This window comes from Candidatus Eremiobacteraceae bacterium (assembly GCA_035295225.1).
Lineage (GTDB): Bacteria > Vulcanimicrobiota > Vulcanimicrobiia > Eremiobacterales > Eremiobacteraceae > JABCYQ01.
This window is the reverse complement of record DATGJI010000023.1, coordinates 76,782-93,838: the sequence shown is the minus strand read 5'-3', so window position 1 is coordinate 93,838 and position 17,057 is coordinate 76,782. Positions and strand designations below refer to the sequence as shown.

The following is a 17,057-nucleotide window of genomic DNA, read 5'->3' as shown; positions in this document are numbered from 1 at the left end:
GTCGCGTGCGCAGCGGCGTCTTCGGCGGCACGTTCGATCCGGTGCATCTCGGGCACACGGCGATTGCGCGCGGCGCGCTTCTTCGGGCGCAACTCGATCGCGTGCTCGTGCTTCCGGTCGGCACGCCTGCACATCGCTCGACGCACGCATCCGCGGCGGATCGAGCAGCGATGCTGCGGCTCGCATTGGCCGGTGAGGATGACCGCATCCAGTTCGATGCGACCGCACTCGAACAACAAGGCCCGGTCTTTACGGCCGATACATTGGCCCTCGTCCATGCCGCAAACCCGGCCGACGCGCTGAACTTCATCGCCGGCGCCGATTCGCTTGCGCGCAGCGTCTGGCGACGGCTTGACGAAGTCGCGCGCGCAGTCGAACGATTTTACGTCGTGCCGCGGCGCGGCAGCGATTGGCCGGACGTGCTGGCGGTCATCGCGCATCTGCCTCCGGACCTGCAAACGCGCTTCGAACGGCTCGATGTGGTCGTGCCCGACATCGAAGCAAGCGAGATTCGCGCGCGCGTCAAGGCGGGTGAATCAATCGCGGACTTCGTCGTGGAACCGGTCGCGCAATATATTAGTGAGCGCGGGTTATATCGATAGTGAGCAGATCGAACGGAGCGGGCCGACTGACGTCGGCCCCTTCAGATGGCGGAGTTCAGTTCGCGCCGAAGGCGGGGAATGCGAATCGCCCCGTCGCAATCGGTCGGGTTCGCTTGCGCGACGCGGACGCGCCAAACCAGCCAAGCATCAGGATCCGGCATTGACCGGCGATGCGTAGCCTATATTTGCGCGGCCACGAATCTGACGACGGTGTATCGGGTGGCACGTCTGCCATTATAGTAGGACCGATGGTTCCCCACAATTCCGAACGTGTGGTCGAGAAAGCACTCGCAGTGCGACGCGCAGCGCGCATCGTCGTGACTCGCAGCACACCGCTCGCCGTGATCGCCGCGCTCGCGGTGTTTGGTTGCGCGCGGGGCGCAGATGCGGACAACGCCGGCGCGCTGGACGCGATCGCGCATGGCCGGTCGGGCTCCGAAGTGACCGTCGAAGGCAGAATACTGCGCGTGCTGTCGACGAGCGATAGCGAGAGCGGTGCTCACGAACGATTCGTGGTCGCCGTTATATCAGGCGGCGACGAACAAGACGTCCTGGTCGCCGACAACATCTCCATCGCACGCGCGGCGGCGGTTCGCGCCGGCGACGACGTGACCGTTAGAGGCGAGCTCGCCATCGATCCATCCGGTCCCGTCATCCATTGGACGCATCACGATCCGCGCGGGCGGCACGAAGCCGGCTTTATCCGCGATCGCGGCGTGACGTACTATTGAGCGGCGTTCGTGTCTGAACGACTGACCGCGGTCACGCTCGCGTCCGCATCGCCCCGCCGTCTCGAGCTGCTGCGCGGCCTCGGGCTAGCGGTCACGGTCGTGCGCAGTTCCTACGACGAAGACAACACCCTCGCCCCGGGCATGACTCCGGCGGCGCTCGCGCAATTCCATGCCGAAGGCAAAGCCGCGGCAGCGGAGTCCCACGGACCGCCGGTGCTCATCGCTGCGGATACTGTTGTAGATGTCGGCGGCGTCGCGCTGGGAAAGCCGCGCGATGCGGCCGACGCGCGCCGCATGCTCGAGCTTCTATCAGGCCGGGAACACCGAGTGCATACGGGCTTCGCCGTCATCGATCGAGCGCGGATGCGGCAGAGCAGCGGCGTCGAATCCACGAGCGTCCGGTTCCTTCCGCTCTCGGCAGCGCGCATCCGTTCGTACGTCGACAGCGGCGAGCCGATGGACAAGGCCGGCGCATACGGCATCCAAGGCCAAGGCGCGCTCAACGTCGCATCGGTCAACGGGGATTTCTACGCGGTCATGGGGCTGCCGCTCGCGCGGCTCGGTCTCGTGTTCGCCGATCTCGGTTTTGAAGTTGCGTAAGGACGGATGAGCGGACTCTTCGATCGGTTATATGCGCGCTTCGCCCCCGAGGTCGGCGTGGATCTCGGCACGGCGAATACGCCTGTGTTCGTGCGCGGCGAGGGCATACGATTTTCGGAGCCGAGCATGGTCGCGGTCGACACCGACACCGGCGAGATCATCACGGTCGGCGAGGGCGCGCGTCAGATGCTCGGCCGCACTCCGCGCAATATCACGGTTGTCCGTCCGATGCGCAACGGCGTCGTCTCGAATTTCACCTACACGGAGGCGCTCGTCAAACGCTTGCTCGAGCGCGCGCTGCGCGGACGGCCGCTGATCCCGCCGCGCGTCATGATCGGCGTTCCCGGATCGGCGACCGTCGTCGAGAAGAAAGCCGTCACCCAAGCGGCGCTCGGCGCCGGAGCGGGCCGCGTCTATTTCGTCGAGCAGGCGATGGCGGCCGCGGTCGGTGCGGGCCTCCCGGTGATCGAGCCCAATGCATGCGGCATCGCGGACATCGGCGGCGGCACCACGGAGATCGCGGTCATCGCGTTGGGCGGCATCGTCGTCGGCTCTTCCATCAAGCTCGGCGGGGATAAGCTTGACGAAGCGATCAGCGCACGCTTGCGCTCGTCGCGCGGCTTCTTGATCGGCGAACGGACGGCCGAGCAGTTGAAGATCTCTCTCGGTTATTACGGGCGGCCGCTTGGACGCAAGCCGATAGCCGTGATCGGACAGTTCTTGCGCGAACGGCGGCCGGGAACGCTCGAGGTACGCGAGGAAGAAATCGGCGCGGCGATCGCCGAGCCGCTCGGTGAGATCGTGGACGCGATCCGCGCCGTCGTCGAGCGGACGCCCCCGGAACTCGTGCGCGATCTTTCGGAGCGCGGATTCGTTCTGGCGGGCGGCGGCTCGCAGATCGCGGGGCTGGCGGAAACGTTGGGCCTCGTTCTGCGGTTGCCGGTTCGTACGGCAGACCGGCCGCTCTCGTGCGTGGCGCTCGGCACGGGCGAGATCCTGCGCGATCGCGTTTTGTTCGATACGTTGTTTCCGGCGTCCGTCTCGCTGATCGGCAGGTGGTGGCGATTCCTTCGTTCTGGGATGAAAGAAAGCTCCTCGTTTTCCTCGCGCTGATCATCGTCGCGTCCGTCGTCATGCTGATCGAGATCGACGCCGCGCGCCGCGGCCGCCAATCGTTCGCCGATCAAGTCGCGGGTACCGTCGTCGCTCCGATACAAAGCGCGCTGATGATGACCGGCCGCGTCATCGCGACCGAGGCATACGTCGCCACGCATGCTCGCGTCATCGGCGAGCAAGATGCCGCGCTCGCAGCCAAAGCGCGCGCGCTCGCGGCGGCCGACGAGCGCCTCAAAGAGCACGCCGTCGAAAACCGAGAATTATTGCGCATGCTGGCCGTCCGCGCGGCCGTTCCAGGCCGCACGATCGAAGCCGACGTCGTCGGCTACGCGCCGGAAGCCGCTCGGCGCGAGCTCACGATCGATCGCGGGTCAAGTGAGGGAATCGCGCTCAACGATGTCGTGCTGAACGGCGACGGGTTGATCGGACACGTCGTCGACGTCGGGCGATCGTCCGCGCACGTCCTGCTGATCGTCGATCCGACGAGCGCGGTGCCCGCGTATCTGCAACGTTCGCACGCGTGGGGCATCGTCACAGGTACTTGGCTGCACGCGCGGATGAAATACATCGGACAGGACGTCCGCATGGCCGCAGGCGATGTCGTCGTGACGGGCTTAGGCGAGATCTATCCGGCTGGAATTCCGATCGGCACGGTGAGCGAGATCGACCGTAAGGACAACGCGCTCTACCAAGTCGCCGTCCTCGACCCGGCCGTGAAGTTCGAATCGCTCGACCGCGTGCTCGTGCTGGTCGCGCGATGAGCACGCTCGATCCTGCGCGCGCGGATGAACGGCTGCGGATCGGATCGGGCACACCGCGGCGACCGCGTGTCGACGCGGAGATCTCTGTGCCCCCGCGCTTCGGCCTTCTGGCCTTACTCGCGATCGCCGCAAGCATCGTCCAATCCACCGTCTTGAGCAGCGTCGAATTTCGCGGGGCGCACATCTCGCTGCTCATCGTGCTCGTCGTGTGGACGGGACTTCGCTGCGGAGTCGTCACCGGCGGCTGGCTCGGGTTGCTCGCCGGATTGATCGCCGACGCGCTTGGCGGCGGCGGCGTCAACGTGCTCGGTTTCACGCTGGCCGGATTTGGCGCGGGTCTGCTCGCCAACCGATTCTTCTGGGACTCCTTTCCGGTTTTCATCGCGGCGGTTGCCGCAGCGGCGGCGTTGTGCGCCTTCGTGTCCTGGGCGACGCTCGCGATCGCGTTCGGTGAACGCGGTGCCTTCGCTCGCGATTCCCACACGGCCGTCTGGGCGATCGTCGTGGATTGCACGGTTGCGGCGATTGCGCTCACGTTCATCCGCTTCGGCCGCAGCCGCGGCTGGATCCGCGCGTGACGGTCGTGGCGCAACGTCAGCGCATGGGCGCGCCGGAAACGCCGGCGACCCGCCGAGCGCGTATCGTCGCGTTCGCGGTCGGTATAGCGCTCGTGTTTGTGACGCTCGTCGTGCGGCTCGCAGGCGTTCAACTGCGCGACGGCGCGCATTACTCGCACCTCGCCGACCTCAATCAATATCGCACGATTCCCGTCGCCGCGCCGCGCGGCGTGATCTACGACCGGCGCGGCACCGTCATCGCAAGGAATCGACCGTCATTCGTCATCCAGATCGTGCCCATGCAGCTCGCCGATCCGTCGGCCGAGATCGATGAACTCGGCCGCATCATCGGTGTTCCGTCCGCCGATATCTGGAAGCGGCTCCTTCATCAAAACGGTGTAGCGTACGCCACCTTCGACGATCTGGCCAATGCGATTCCGCTCGGACCGATCACGGTGGCCGACGACCTGAGTTCGCCGGTCGTGAGCCGATTCGCCGAGCAAGCGGATCACTTGCCGGGTACGGCTGTCGAACTCGTTCCGGTGCGCGACTACCCATACGGAACGATCGGTTCGCATATCCTCGGCGAAGTCGGCCAGATCACCGCTACCGAATATGCGGCTCGTCGAGCAGCTGGATACGGGCCGAACGACGTCGTCGGCAAAGACGGCCTGGAATATCAGTACGACCGCTTGCTGCTCGGCGTGCGCGGCGGCCAGCAGATCAAAGTCAATTCAGCCGGTCGATTCGTGGCGAACGGCTTCCCGTTCGCGCCGATTCCAGGCGATAGTCTCGACCTCACCGTCGACTGGCGCTTGCAGCGCGCCGCCGAGACAGCCGTCGCCGAGCAATCGCGGATCGTCTCTAAGCGCACGGGTCACGCCGTCGCGGGCGCCGCAATCGTGGAAGATCCGAACACCGGCGCGGTCCTGGCACTCGTCAGCCAGCCGAACGTCGATCCAAACGATTTCGCAACGGGCATCAGCGAGAAACGTTACGCGGGCTATCTCGCCGACCCGCTCAATCCGCTCTTCAATCGCGCGATCGCGGGCAAGTATCCCACCGGCTCGACCTTCAAGATGATCAGCGGCTCCGCCATTCTCGCCTCGGGCTTGATGAGCGCTTCCGACACGAAGTACTGCGGCGGCGCTTTTGACCTGAACGGCTATATCTTCAACGACGACCTTGCGGGCGGCCACGGTTCGCTGACCGTGCAACGCGCGATCTCCGTCTCGTGCGACGTCTTCTTCTATCAAGTAGGCCACGAACTTGGCATCGATCGGCTCGACCACTACGCGTCGGCGTTCGGCATCGGGCTAAAGACCGGTATCGACCTGCCGGGCGAGACGTCCGGCACGTTGCCGACACCGGCGTGGAAGAAGAAAGTCGTCGGCGATGAGTGGTACGGCGGCGATACGGTGAATATGGCGATCGGTCAAGGCTATGTCGAAGCGTCGCCGATCCAAATGCTGCGAGTGGCGGCGGCGGTCGCAAACGGCGGCCGCCTCTACGCGCCCTATCTCGTCGCAGATGTGCGCAACATGCGCGGCAAAATCGTCAAGACGTTCGGACCGCAATTTCAGGGAACTGTTCCGGTTCCGGAGGACGATCTGGCCATCGTCCGTGCCGGCATGCTCGGTGCGATCGAAGACCCCTACGGCACGGCTCATAACGTCTTCATCCCGGGCTTTCACTACGCCGGCAAAACGGGCACGGCCGAGAATTCACCGACGATCGACAATCCGCAAGGCTACAACCACACGTGGTTCGTCTGCTATGCGCCCTACGATAATCCGAAGATCGCGGTCGTCGTCTTCATGGATCGGACCGGCGGCTTCGGCGCGGTGAACGCGGCGCCCGTCGCGCAAGCGATCATCGAAGCATATTTCCACATCCGCCCGGCCGGCCCGAACGGTACAGGCATCCGCGACTGATCTGCCGCCGGCCCGATGTAGGGCGGACCTTTATGGTCCGCCGGCCCGATGTAGGGCGGACCTTTATGGTCCGCCGGCCCGATGTAGGGCGGACCTTTATGGTCCGTCGGCCCGATGTAGGGCGGACCTTTATGGTCCGCCGGCCCGATGTAGGGCGGACCTTTATGGTCCGCCGGCGCGCTGTAAAAGCGCGCCCTACATCATTCGCGGACGGCGGTCGGGTAGCTCGCGACGCTGGCGTGGCCGGCGTCATCGACGGCGCGAACGCCAAAGATATAGTCGTCCTTGCTATACGGAACGGTCGCACTCGTCACGTCGCCGACATCTTTGCTGAACTGCCAGTCGGCGGCATTCGTGGCGCGCCAGACGATCTCGTAGCTCGCGGCGCCCGAGACGGCAGACCACCGCAGCGTCGTGTCGTAACCGAGGTGCGCGGCGACGAGCTGAGCCCCGGCGGGGCGCGGCGGCGCCATCGCGAGCGCCGCGAGAGCCGCGATGTTCGCGCGCGTCGTCTGCGCCAGATAGTCGAAATCCATGAACTGCGGAAGGTCGCCGTACTGCACACCGTCTTGCACGCGGACGTCTTGATGCTGATGCGTGAAGTTCTCGTTCGGCTCGACGAATCTGATCGCGGGAAAACCATCGGCTTGGAACGATTCTTGATCGCCGCCCCGCAAGAAGCGATCGGCGCGCCAGATCTGCCGCACGGTGAAGTCGGGAATATACTGGGGAATGACCGCGCCCACAAATCGTGCGAGTTCGCGCGAGGGCGAGTCGTTTTCGGAACCCACCAGATTCACGCGATCGTCGACCGCTCCCGCCGGAAGCGCTTCGCTGAACACGCGGATCACGTTAGGCTCGTGCACGCCGTTGCCGCCGGTGCTGTTTCCGATGATGTCGCTGTTCAGGTCCGCTTCCACCGCCGTGCCGGCGGCCTTCAGCTCGTCGGCGTAATGCTGCGAGCCCCACAATCCGAGCTCTTCTCCGTCGAAGCAGACGAAGACGATCGTGCCGCGGAAATGATGAGGCGCGAGGATCCGCGCCGCTTCGAGCACTTCTGACGTCGCCGACCCGTTGTCGTCCGCGCCCGGTGCGACGCGCGTGCCGTTCGTGCAGTCGCCGTTGCAATCGTCGAAATGACTCGACAGCACGTACAGCGGGCCAGGCGCGTCGCCGCGCAGCGTGGCGACGACGCTGGATTCCGTGACAGCGCGCGGCGTGCGCGGAGTCTTGGGTTGGAGGTACGTGTCAAGGCGCACCGTCATCCGTCCGCCGCTTGCTTGCGCGCTCGCTTCGAACTGCGAACGGATCCAGTCGCGTGCTGCGAAGACGCCGCTCGTCGCCGTGGAGGTGGTCTCCGAGAAGTCGTTACGAGTGGAGAAATTGACGAGCGTCGTGTCGTTCGTCCGCAAGCGGTCGGCGCTCACCTGCGATACGAACGCGGCGATCTGCGGATCGACGGCCGGCGGCGTGATCGTCGAATCACCGGCTGCGGCCGCGGCTGCTGAACATGCGATGATGAGGCCAAGCGTGGAAATGAAAGTGCGAATCTTCATAGTGATGGGATTATACGAAGCGACTGCGGTTTCCATGCTGGACCCGAATCGCCGGAAGGCTCCGAAGCGGGAGCGTACAACGGGCTGACGTGGGCATCATACTTGCGCTGCTCTCCGCATTTGCGTATGGCGCATCCGACTACTTGGGCGGCATCGCGAGCAGGCGCGCACGCGTGCTCGCAGTCGTCGTCCTCTCACAGGTCGTCGGACTCGCGCTGCTGCTCGTGCTCCTCTTGTTCTTGCCGGCGGCGACCGTAGCTCTCAGCGACTGGGTGTTCGGGGCGCTCGCCGGCGTCACGGGTTCGTGCGGCATCGCGTTTCTCTATCGCGGTCTTTCGCGCGGGCGCATGAGCGTGGTGTCGCCCGTGACAGCGGTCGTGGCGGCGATCGCGCCGCTTGCGTATGGACTTGCGACGGGTGAACGTCCGTCACTGCTTGCGCTCGCAGGCGTCGCGGTCGCGCTCGTCGCGATCGCGCTCGTCACCGCCGCCCCGAGCGAGCAAGACGCAAACGTGCCGGCGCGCGATGCAGGCAGCCCGTGGTGGCGCGAGCCGGGCGTGATCGATGCGCTCATCTCCGGTCTCGCGATCGGGGGCTTCTATATCCTCATCGCGCATACGAATCCGGTCTCGGGCCTTTGGCCGCTCGTCCCTTCACGACTCGTCTCCGCGCTGATCTGTGCCGGCGCCGCACTCGTCTTTCAGCATTCGCTGCGGCCGGTGCCCGGCTCGCTCCGGCTCATCATTGCGGCGGGCGCCATCGATATGGCGGCGAACGCGATGTACTTAGAGGCGACGCGATTCGGCTATCTTTCGATCGTCGCGGTGCTCGCGTCTTTGTATCCGGCAAGCACCGTCGTGCTCGCGCGCGCCCTGCTCCACGAACGGTTCACTCCGGCCCAGAGCATCGGTCTTGTGTGCGCCGCAGCAGGTGTGGCGTGCATCGCACTCGGGAGATAAATGCCAAGGGGGCCGCAAAGCGCCCCGCGAAATTCGAGCAAGATTGGGCGACCGATGGTCGCCCTACTACAATAAGGTGGAATGAGTGATGCAGACTGCGCCTAGATTCGCGTTAGCGGAAACAATGAGTCAGCTCGGCACCGAGAGCGCGTTCGTGATGCTCGCCAAAGCACGAGCGCTCGAGGCCCAGGGTCGCAGTATCATTCACCTCGAGGTCGGCGAACCGGATTTCGACACGCCGGAGCACGTGAAGGAAGCGGGCATAGCCGCCATCCGCCATAACCGCACGCATTACACGCCGTCCACGGGAATCGCCGAGCTGCGAGACGCGATCGCTGCTCACGTCACGCGCACGCGCGGCGTTCCGGTCACCCGCGATCAGGTCGTGGTCGGGCCGGGCGGCAAACCGGTCATCGCCATGACTTTGCTCGCGTTGCTCAATCGCGGCGATGAAGTCGTGATCCCCGATCCCGCGTATCCCGCGTATCGTTCGATCGTGACGTACGTCGGCGCGGTTCCGGTCTCGGTGCCGCTGCAAGAACGGCGCGGATTCCGGCTCGACCCGGCCGATCTGGAACGAGCGGTCACGCCGAAGACGAAGATGCTCGTCGTGAATTCGCCGCACAATCCCACCGGCGGCATTCTCACTCCGGCCGACATCGCAGCGATCGCTGACATCGCGCGCCGGCACAACATCCTCGTCATGACGGACGAGATCTACAACCGTCATTCCTACGACGCCGAGTTCGCATCGTACTTCGGGCTGAGCGGTTTGCCCGACCAGACGATCCTGATCGACGGATTCTCGAAGGCGTGGGCCATGACCGGATGGCGCCTCGGCTTCGGCGTGTACCCGCGATATATCGCCGATGCGGTGGGCGCGCTGATGCTCAACACGGTCTCGTGCACTGCGACGTTCGTGCAGGACGCCGGCATTGCGGCCCTTACCGGCGACGACCGCCCGGTGCAAGCGATGCGCGACGAATTTTTGCGCCGCCGCGCGCTGCTCGTCGAGGGACTGCGAAAGATTCCCGGCGTCACGTGTGAGATGCCTGGCGGCGCCTTCTATGTGTTTCCGAACTTCTCGAAGATCGAGACGGACGACGTCAAGCTCGCCAATCACATCTTAGAAGAGGGCAACGTCGCGGTGCTCGGCGGATCCACGTTCGGCCCGAACGGCAAAGGCTTCATCCGGCTGTCGTACGCCAATTCGGAAGAAAACCTGCGCGAGGCGCTCGCGCGCATCACGCGCGTGGTGGCCGCCTACAAGCGCTGACCGCGACGCCCTGTCCTAAGCCGGGAGCCCCATCGCTGCTTTGACTTGCGCCAACGTCGCCTGCGCGGTCGCGCGCGCTTTTTTGGTGCCGTCTGAGAGAACCTCGTCGACGTACTGCGGCTTGGCCTCGATTTCGCGCAGACGTTCGCGCAGCGGCGCGAGCGCGGCGTTCAAGTGGCGCGCCATGTCCGCTTTGTCCTCGACGCAACCGATCTCGCCCGCGCGGCAGCGGCGCGCGATGTCGGGCGCCATCGACGGATTGAATGCCGACTGGAAGAAAAAGACCGGACATGTCTCCGGATGGCCGGGATCGGTTTTGTGGACCTTCGTCGGATCGGTGTACATCGTCTTGACGCGCGCCACCGTCTGTTCGGCCGTTTCCGCGAGCATGAGGCCGTTGTCATACGATTTGCTCATCTTGCGGCCGTCGGTGCCCGGCACGTACGGCGTCTCGGACAGTATCGCTTCCGGTTCGATCAGCACCGCGCCGTAGTGATGGTTGAAGCGGCGGACGATCTCGCGGCTGAGTTCGAGATGCGGCAGCTGATCCTGTCCGACGGGCACGCCCTGGCCCTTCATGATGGCGATGTCCACGGTCTGCAGCACGGGGTAGCCGAGAAAGCCGTGCGTCGCGATCTCGGACCCTAGCGCTCCGATCTGATCCTTATAAGTGGGCACGCGCTCGAGCCATGAGACGGGCACGACCATCGACAGCAGCGTATAGAGCTCCGAAATCTCGGGGATGCGCGATTGGACGTAGATCGTGCAGTTCGCGGGATCGAGGCCGGCTGCGATCCACCCCATGACCATCGTGCGGGTGTCGGCGGCTATCTCGCCGCTGCGTTCGAACTTCGTCGTGAGCGCGTGCAGATCCGCAACTTCGAAATAACAATCGTGGCGCTGCGAGAGGTCGACAAAATTCCTCAGCGCCCCGAGCAGATGACCGACGTGCAGGGTTCCGGTCGGACGCATGCCTGCCATGATGCGCTTTCGCGCGGTCGCAGAGGGCTTGGCAGCGCTCGAGGCATCAGTCACCGGTCCATCACTCCTTGTCGCCGAATAAGAGGCGCGCTTCACTCATCCGTTGGCGTCTTGTGCTTGCGCTCCCCGCCGGATTGAACAGCGGCCGCCCTCTTCCGAGCGGCGTCGCGTGGCGCATCGCGTGCGCGATGATATCGCGCGCGCGCTCGATCGCGTCGAGCAGCGGGAGGCCGTGCGCGCGATACGCCGCGATGGCGGCGGCAAGCACGCATCCAGTGCCGCGCATCGTTGTGCGCAGCCGCTTGGCGCCGATGTAAACGACACCGCGCCGATCTGCGAGAACGTCGAAACATGTGCCGCCGCCGAGATGGCCGCCTTTTACGAGCACGGCGCAACCCGCGCGCCGCGCGATGCGCTGCGCGGCGTCAGCAGCGTCTTCGACGGAACGTACTGGCATGTCCGCAAGCACGGCCGCTTCGTCGGCGTTCGGCGTGACGAGTTCTGCGTATTTGAAGATCTTCGTCAGTTCGGCGATGTCTTTGGCCTCCGCGAACCGCCGGCCGCTCGTGCTCGCGAGCACCGGATCGAGAATGATGGGCGGAAGCGCGTTAGCCCGCGTCTTGAAAAATGTTCGCACCGCACGAATCGCGGGGACGCCCGGCATGAGTCCGATACGGATCGCATCCGGTCGTGCCTCCGACCAGACCGACCCGAGTTGCGCTCGGATCGCTTTCGCATCCAAGGGTGCGACGAGACTCACCCCCCGGCTGTTCTGAGCGGTCACTCCGGTGACGACGATGGCCGATCGCACCCCAAGCAAGGCGTTGAGCGCGATATCCAGGCCGATGCCGGCCCCGCCGGTCGGGTCCGAGCTACCGATGCTGCAGACCAGCGGAATCGCCCGGCTCACACCCAGCCTTCGTGCCTGCCGGGACGCATCAAACGCCTGTTCTCCACATACTCACAGGCCCTGTGGATAACTTGGGCTGGGCTTGGGTGTCGCACTTACGGGAGCCGGACTCGCGTTAGGAGCGGCGCTGGCCGGCGCCGGACTCGAGTGAGGAACTGCGCTTGCCGGCGCTGGGCTCGGCGCCGGGGTCCGCTGCGGCGCGATCGTCGCAGGCGGCGTCTTTCCGGCTGCTCTGTAGACGCCGGCAAGCAGCGATCGGAAGCGGTCTATCTCCGATCGGACCTCGTCGGGCGGGAGCGGCAGCTCCGGCACGCGATACCACGTGCCGGCCTCGGCGCGCAGGATGAGCGATCGAGCGGTCGTGCTCGTCACGATCCCGCCGCCGCTCGCCGCGAAGCGCGCGGCTGCGAGCGCGGACCAGAGCGCTTGCTGATTCGGCGTTCCGTCAAACGCATCAAGTGTGCCCAGCGACGAACCCGACGGAAAACCATAGACCGGCACCGCTCTTTGATGCGCTTCGACGTACTCGCTCGGCGTTGCGCTCGCGTCTCGCGCGCCCAACGTTCGCGCGACGTCGCTGATGACGGCCGGCGCGTCCGCGCGTTGCGCCCACAGCTGGTCCAATCGAACGCGCAATGCGATCATCGCCGGAACTCCAGGCGCCGCGATGGCAGCGTTCTGCGCCAATGCGGCGAGCCGGTTTGCAAACGCTTCGGGCGGCGACGATGGCGCGATCGACTCAAGGGCTTGCGATGACGCGTCATCCCAGAAGAGCACCGGCGTGTGCGTGCTCTTCGACGTCTGCAGATCGTAGAGCTGATACGGCGCCGCATTTGCGGCCCCGAGCGCTGCGACGGAGCCGCCGGCCTGCGACGCGCGCACCACGCGGCTGGAGAAAATCGCGAACCGAGCGCCTGCGGTGCCGATGGCCTGCGCGGCCGCGTCATCGTAGGCGCCGAAGGGCGATGACAGACCGGCGCGCGCGTCTTTGTTCAACGTCGCCGCCGTCGCGAGCGCGTTTGCGATGAGCATCACCGCGTCGGCGCTCGCGTCGAGCGGTATCGCCGTCGGGTCGGATGCAGATTTTCCACCCGAATCGATGAGGAGCGGAAGTATCGGATCGCCGTCCGGCGTGGCGACGGCCTCAAGCGCGCCGCTTTTCAGCGCGGCTTCGAACTGCGCGGCGCTCTGCCGGGCCGCTTGCGCGAGCAGCGTGCCTGCAGCTGTGGAGAGCGCGTCGGCGCCGGCGGGCGGAGCATGGAGCAGCGCTCGAGCCGCGGCCGATCCCATCATCGCAAGGCTCGCGGCTGCGTGCAGCGCCGCGGCCCGCTGCATTTCGCTCGGCCGCATCCTGCAATTGGCGTTGCCGTTGAGGTCGCATCGCGCGCGCACGGCGTACGCGACGAGGGCGAGGCCGCCGTTCGACGCGGCCGTCGCCGCATCCATGAGCGGCACGTGCGTCAGAATCCCGAGGACGTCGCGCGTGTGCTCGCCGCTCTCGGCGTCCGGCGTTTGCACGGCTGCGCCGAGCGGATCGACGGCCGCCGCGCGGAGGGCCGCAACGTAATCCGGAGCGACTTCGATCGCGAAGCGCGCACCCGGATGATCGTGCAGCGCGCTCACGAGCGCGCCGATCTCGAAGGGCGCGCGTAACGCGACGTCCATGCGCCGCACGTCAGCGAAACTCGACATCGGATCCGACACCGACCAGACGAGCACGACCGTCGCGCGCGCGGCCTGCGCGGGCGCCGCAAGCGCGGGCGCTGCAGGCGCGGGCGCTGCAAGCGCGAACGCTGCAAGTGCGAGCGATGCCGCTAGTGAGAGAAACCCGATGCGCCTCATGCGCGTCCGTTTGTCGCCGGCCGAACGTCTGACCTTTAGCGCTCTTGTTGAAGGGCCGACTCGCGTCGGCCCCTTCAGAAGACGTGCTCGGGCCGACTTGCGTCGGCCCCTTCAGAGAAGCGCCCGGGCCGACAAACGTCGGCCCCTTCAGAAGAAGGCCCTTTCAGGATTGCGGGGCGAGATGATCGACGATACGTTGCAATTCTCGGTCATCTGCGAAGTGCACGATGATGGTTCCACCGCGCGCGCCGAGGTTCAACGTCACGCGCGTCGCGAGAGCGAAGCGCAAGCGGTTCTCGACGTCGGCCATATCTGGCGAGAGTGGTCTGCTTGCGCCTAGCGGCGACGGTGCGGCCGACTTTCTGCCGGCCGATCGCGCGCGCGTCGCGTCGGCGACGAGGTGCTCCACGTCGCGAACGCTCAAGCCCTGCGCCGCGATCCGACGAGCGATCGCTTCCGCTTGTTCCGGGGGCAGCGCAGCCAGAGCGCGGGCATGGCCTGCGGAAATGCCGCCGTCGCGCACGAGCGCCTGCACGGAATCCGGCAGAGAGAGCAAACGGAGAGCGTTTGTGATCGTGGAGCGATTTTTGCCGAGCCGTTGACCGAGCGCATCCTGGGTAAAACCGTGTTCGTCCAGCAATTGCCGATAGCCGGCCGCTTCTTCGATCGCGTTGAGATCCGCGCGCTGCAGATTTTCCAATAGCGCGAGCTCGATCGACGCGCCGTCTGCGACATCACGGACGATCGCCGGCAGTTCAGATAGACCCGCCAGTCGCGCCGCGCGCCAGCGCCGCTCGCCGGCGACGATTTCGTACTTTCCGCGCGAGCCTGCAGCCGGACGCACGATGATCGGCGACAGCAAGCCGTTCGCGCGGATCGAATCAGCGAGCGATTTGAGCGCCGCGACGTCGAACGTGCGCCGCGGCTGATTCGGATTTGCCGCGATGTCGTCGAGCGCCAAATCGAGCAAGCCTGGCTGAGCGGTCTCCTGCCGACCGACCGGAAAGAATGCGCCAAGCCCTCGGCCCAAACCACGCCGTTGCGTCATCGTGCTAGCACCTCTTCTGCGAGCGCGGCATATGCGAGCGCGCCCGCGCTTCGTGGATCGAACTCCGTGATCGGCGCGCCGAACGATGGAGCTTCGGAGACCCGTATGTTGCGCGGAATCCTCGTCGCGAACACCAAGCCGGGAAAGTGGCGTTCGACTTCGTCGACGACTTGCTTCGCGAGATTCGTACGCCCGTCGAACATCGTGACCACGACGCCGTGTATGCGCAGCGTCGGATTCAAGTGCGCGCGCACGAGTTCGATGACGCGCGTGAGTTGGCCGAGCCCTTCAAGGGCGAAGTATTCCGCTTGGATCGGGATCAAGAGCGCCTCGGCCGCGGTGAGCGCGTTCAGCGTCAACAGACCAAGCGACGGCGGGCAGTCGATGAAGATGTAATCGAAGTCCGAGGCGACCGGTTCGAGCGCCGACTTGAGCCTCCGCTCGCGCGACAGCGCGCTGACCAGTTCGAGCTCCGCGCCCGCCAGATTCAACGTGGCGGGAAGCAGCGTGAGATTTTGGACAGCCGTCGCATGCAGCGCGTCGCTCACAGTCGCATCTTTGAGCAAGACGTCGTACATGCACGTTTCGACCGCCGATTTCTCTATTCCGAGACCGGTCGTCGAGTTGCCCTGCGGATCGATGTCCACGAGCAAAACGCGCTGGCCGCGGCGCGCGAGCGCTGCGCTGACGTTGACCGCGGTGGTCGTCTTTCCGACTCCGCCTTTTTGATTTGCGACGGCGAGAATGCGGCCGGCGCGCGCGATGGTTTCGTTCACGTCGCTCTATGCGCCCGAGCGCCAATTCGAAATGATAAAGTCGCGCGCGATCGCGCGCAGCGCCTGTCCGTCGTTGAGCGCTGGATCATCGAGCACCTTTTCAAGACAGTAGGCGAGCGTCTCACCGACGCGTTTGTCGCCGTCGAAATCGGCATCGACGATTCGTTCTGCGCGCATGATCTCGATGACATCGCCGCCGTCGATGTGCAGATCGGCGAGACCGAACGGCGCGCGCGCCTCGATCGTCGCCCGCACGCGCGCTTCGAATCTGCGTCCGACCTCGGGATCGCGAGCTGGAAATCCGCTCGCTTCGACATCGGCCGCGCGCAAATCGAACAGTGCTTCGACGTGCGTGATTCCCACTCGCCGGACGAAGCGCCGGATGGCCGCATCGGTGAGCTGATCGTCGGCCGCATACATGTGATGCCGCACGAGGTGCGCGACATCGCGCGCGAGATCGTTCGGGAAGTTCAGGCGCGCCAATGCGGTTCGCGTCATCGCTTCGCCGACGACGTCGTGGCCATAAAAATGGGGACCGTCCTTCGTTCTCGACTTTCCCACATCGTGGAATAAGCCGGCGAGGCGGAGAGGGAGCGTGCGGCGACTTTCATCGCAACATTTCACATTGTGGAAATAGACGGTATACTTATGGTACGCATTCTGCTCCATGCCCCACCCCTCCATCAGTTCAGGAAGGATGATTTCGAGGGCGCCGATCTCTCGCAGCAGTTCAAGACCGATGCTCGGCTTTGCGGCCCGCACCAGAAGTTTGGTCAGCTCCTCGGAGACGCGCTGTTGCGCAATCGTCGGAATGAGAGAAACGGCGTTGCGCATCGCATTCACGGCTCGAGCGGTCGGTGTCAGGTCGAACCGAGCCGTGAAATGTGCGGCACGCAAGATACGTAACGGATCCTCCACGAACGACTCATCGCGTACGATATCCAGCCGCTTCGCCTTCAGATCTGCGACGCCGTCGTAGGGGTCGATCAGCTCGCCGGTGCGGACGTTTCTTGCCAGCATGTTGAACCGGAAATCACGGCGGCCGAGATCCTCTTCGATCGAAATCGACGGCCCGGCTTCGATGTCGAAATCGCGGTGATGTGTTCCAGTCGAGCGCTCGCGACGCGGCAGAGCAATGTCCGCCCTGCCTACGTCCGTCGCGAACTTGACGACCCCAAACGACGCGCCGACGAGTTCTGCGGTGCCGTCGGCTCCAAGCGCCTTCAGAAGATCCGGCATCGGGATGCCGGTTGCTAGGTAGTCGAAGTCGACGTGGTCGGCCTGAGGGCCGCCGAGCTCGGCGATCAGTTCATCGCGGACCCGCCCGCCCACAGCGAAGAGGCCCGCGCTTCCCAATATGCGCGAGAGCAGCCGATCCATGTCGGTCTGCCGATGTTCCACGTGAAAC

Annotated in this window: 16 protein-coding genes; 9 read left to right on the top strand and 7 right to left on the bottom strand. The window is 65.3% G+C overall.

Features of this window, described 5'->3' with window-relative positions:
• Window positions 1–5: 5 nt before the first annotated feature.
• The 7 genes from nadD to mrdA all read left to right on the top strand — a co-directional run bounded on the left by nadD (window position 6) and on the right by mrdA (window position 6,301).
• Window positions 6–602: a nicotinate (nicotinamide) nucleotide adenylyltransferase gene (nadD, locus tag VKT51_03455; protein HLJ83220.1), complete on the top strand. Its 597-nt coding sequence runs from the start codon at window positions 6–8 to the stop codon at window positions 600–602.
• 293 nt (window positions 603–895) lie between these two features.
• On the top strand, window positions 896–1,333 hold the full coding sequence (locus tag VKT51_03450; GenBank protein HLJ83219.1) for a DUF3465 domain-containing protein: 438 nt from the start codon (window positions 896–898) through the stop codon (window positions 1,331–1,333).
• Between the two features lie 9 nt (window positions 1,334–1,342).
• Window positions 1,343–1,933: a Maf family protein gene (locus VKT51_03445; protein ID HLJ83218.1), complete on the top strand. Its 591-nt coding sequence runs from the start codon at window positions 1,343–1,345 to the stop codon at window positions 1,931–1,933.
• 6 nt (window positions 1,934–1,939) lie between these two features.
• Window positions 1,940–3,046: a rod shape-determining protein gene (locus tag VKT51_03440; GenBank protein HLJ83217.1), complete on the top strand. Its 1,107-nt coding sequence runs from the start codon at window positions 1,940–1,942 to the stop codon at window positions 3,044–3,046.
• Entirely contained in the window at window positions 2,992–3,810 is an 819-nt protein-coding gene (gene mreC / locus VKT51_03435) for a rod shape-determining protein MreC (GenBank protein ID HLJ83216.1), read from the top strand. The genes VKT51_03440 and mreC overlap by 55 nt, the downstream gene beginning before the upstream one ends.
• Window positions 3,807–4,388, top strand: a complete 582-nt coding sequence (gene mreD / locus VKT51_03430) for a rod shape-determining protein MreD (protein ID HLJ83215.1) — start codon at window positions 3,807–3,809, stop codon at window positions 4,386–4,388. The genes mreC and mreD overlap by 4 nt, the downstream gene beginning before the upstream one ends.
• Window positions 4,385–6,301: a penicillin-binding protein 2 gene (gene mrdA / locus VKT51_03425; GenBank protein HLJ83214.1), complete on the top strand. Its 1,917-nt coding sequence runs from the start codon at window positions 4,385–4,387 to the stop codon at window positions 6,299–6,301. Before mreD ends, mrdA begins: the two co-directional genes overlap by 4 nt.
• Before the next feature lie 200 nt (window positions 6,302–6,501).
• Here the strand turns inward: mrdA and VKT51_03420 are convergent, their stop codons facing one another.
• Window positions 6,502–7,857: a M28 family metallopeptidase gene (locus tag VKT51_03420; GenBank protein ID HLJ83213.1), complete on the bottom strand. Its 1,356-nt coding sequence runs from the start codon at window positions 7,855–7,857 to the stop codon at window positions 6,502–6,504.
• Window positions 7,858–7,946: 89 nt separating this feature from the next.
• Between VKT51_03420 and VKT51_03415 the strand changes: the two genes are divergently transcribed.
• A complete protein-coding gene (locus VKT51_03415; protein HLJ83212.1) occupies window positions 7,947–8,816 on the top strand; it encodes a DMT family transporter in 870 nt (289 codons plus the stop codon).
• Window positions 8,817–8,940: 124 nt separating this feature from the next.
• Window positions 8,941–10,092, top strand: coding sequence for a pyridoxal phosphate-dependent aminotransferase (locus tag VKT51_03410; GenBank protein HLJ83211.1), 1,152 nt, complete (start codon window positions 8,941–8,943; stop codon window positions 10,090–10,092).
• Window positions 10,093–10,107: 15 nt separating this feature from the next.
• On the opposite strand, the gene trpS is transcribed toward VKT51_03410, so the two are convergent.
• From trpS to VKT51_03380, 6 genes are all read right to left on the bottom strand, one after another.
• Entirely contained in the window at window positions 10,108–11,127 is a 1,020-nt protein-coding gene (trpS, locus tag VKT51_03405; GenBank protein HLJ83210.1) for a tryptophan--tRNA ligase, read from the bottom strand.
• A gap of 7 nt (window positions 11,128–11,134) precedes the next feature.
• A complete protein-coding gene (locus VKT51_03400; GenBank protein HLJ83209.1) occupies window positions 11,135–11,983 on the bottom strand; it encodes a hydroxymethylpyrimidine/phosphomethylpyrimidine kinase in 849 nt (282 codons plus the stop codon).
• A gap of 51 nt (window positions 11,984–12,034) precedes the next feature.
• On the bottom strand, window positions 12,035–13,825 hold the full coding sequence (locus tag VKT51_03395; protein HLJ83208.1) for a hypothetical protein: 1,791 nt from the start codon (window positions 13,823–13,825) through the stop codon (window positions 12,035–12,037).
• Between the two features lie 163 nt (window positions 13,826–13,988).
• Window positions 13,989–14,873: a ParB/RepB/Spo0J family partition protein gene (locus tag VKT51_03390; protein ID HLJ83207.1), complete on the bottom strand. Its 885-nt coding sequence runs from the start codon at window positions 14,871–14,873 to the stop codon at window positions 13,989–13,991.
• On the bottom strand, window positions 14,870–15,649 hold the full coding sequence (locus tag VKT51_03385) for an AAA family ATPase (protein HLJ83206.1): 780 nt from the start codon (window positions 15,647–15,649) through the stop codon (window positions 14,870–14,872). Before VKT51_03385 ends, VKT51_03390 begins: the two co-directional genes overlap by 4 nt.
• A gap of 6 nt (window positions 15,650–15,655) precedes the next feature.
• Window positions 15,656–17,050, bottom strand: coding sequence for an HD domain-containing protein (locus VKT51_03380; GenBank protein ID HLJ83205.1), 1,395 nt, complete (start codon window positions 17,048–17,050; stop codon window positions 15,656–15,658).
• Window positions 17,051–17,057: the final 7 nt, after the last annotated feature.

What these genes read in the sequence shown, in the direction of transcription:
- VKT51_03440 (HLJ83217.1), top strand. Translation starts at nt 1,940, where the DNA reads ATGAGCGGACTCTTCGATCGGTTATATGCGCGCTTCGCCCCCGAGGTC.
- mreD (HLJ83215.1), top strand. Translation starts at nt 3,807, where the DNA reads ATGAGCACGCTCGATCCTGCGCGCGCGGATGAACGGCTGCGGATCGGA.
- VKT51_03420 (HLJ83213.1), bottom strand. Translation starts at nt 7,857, where the DNA reads ATGAAGATTCGCACTTTCATTTCCACGCTTGGCCTCATCATCGCATGT.
- VKT51_03410 (HLJ83211.1), top strand. Translation starts at nt 8,941, where the DNA reads ATGAGTCAGCTCGGCACCGAGAGCGCGTTCGTGATGCTCGCCAAAGCA.
- VKT51_03395 (HLJ83208.1), bottom strand. Translation starts at nt 13,825, where the DNA reads ATGAGGCGCATCGGGTTTCTCTCACTAGCGGCATCGCTCGCACTTGCA.
- VKT51_03390 (HLJ83207.1), bottom strand. Translation starts at nt 14,873, where the DNA reads ATGACGCAACGGCGTGGTTTGGGCCGAGGGCTTGGCGCATTCTTTCCG.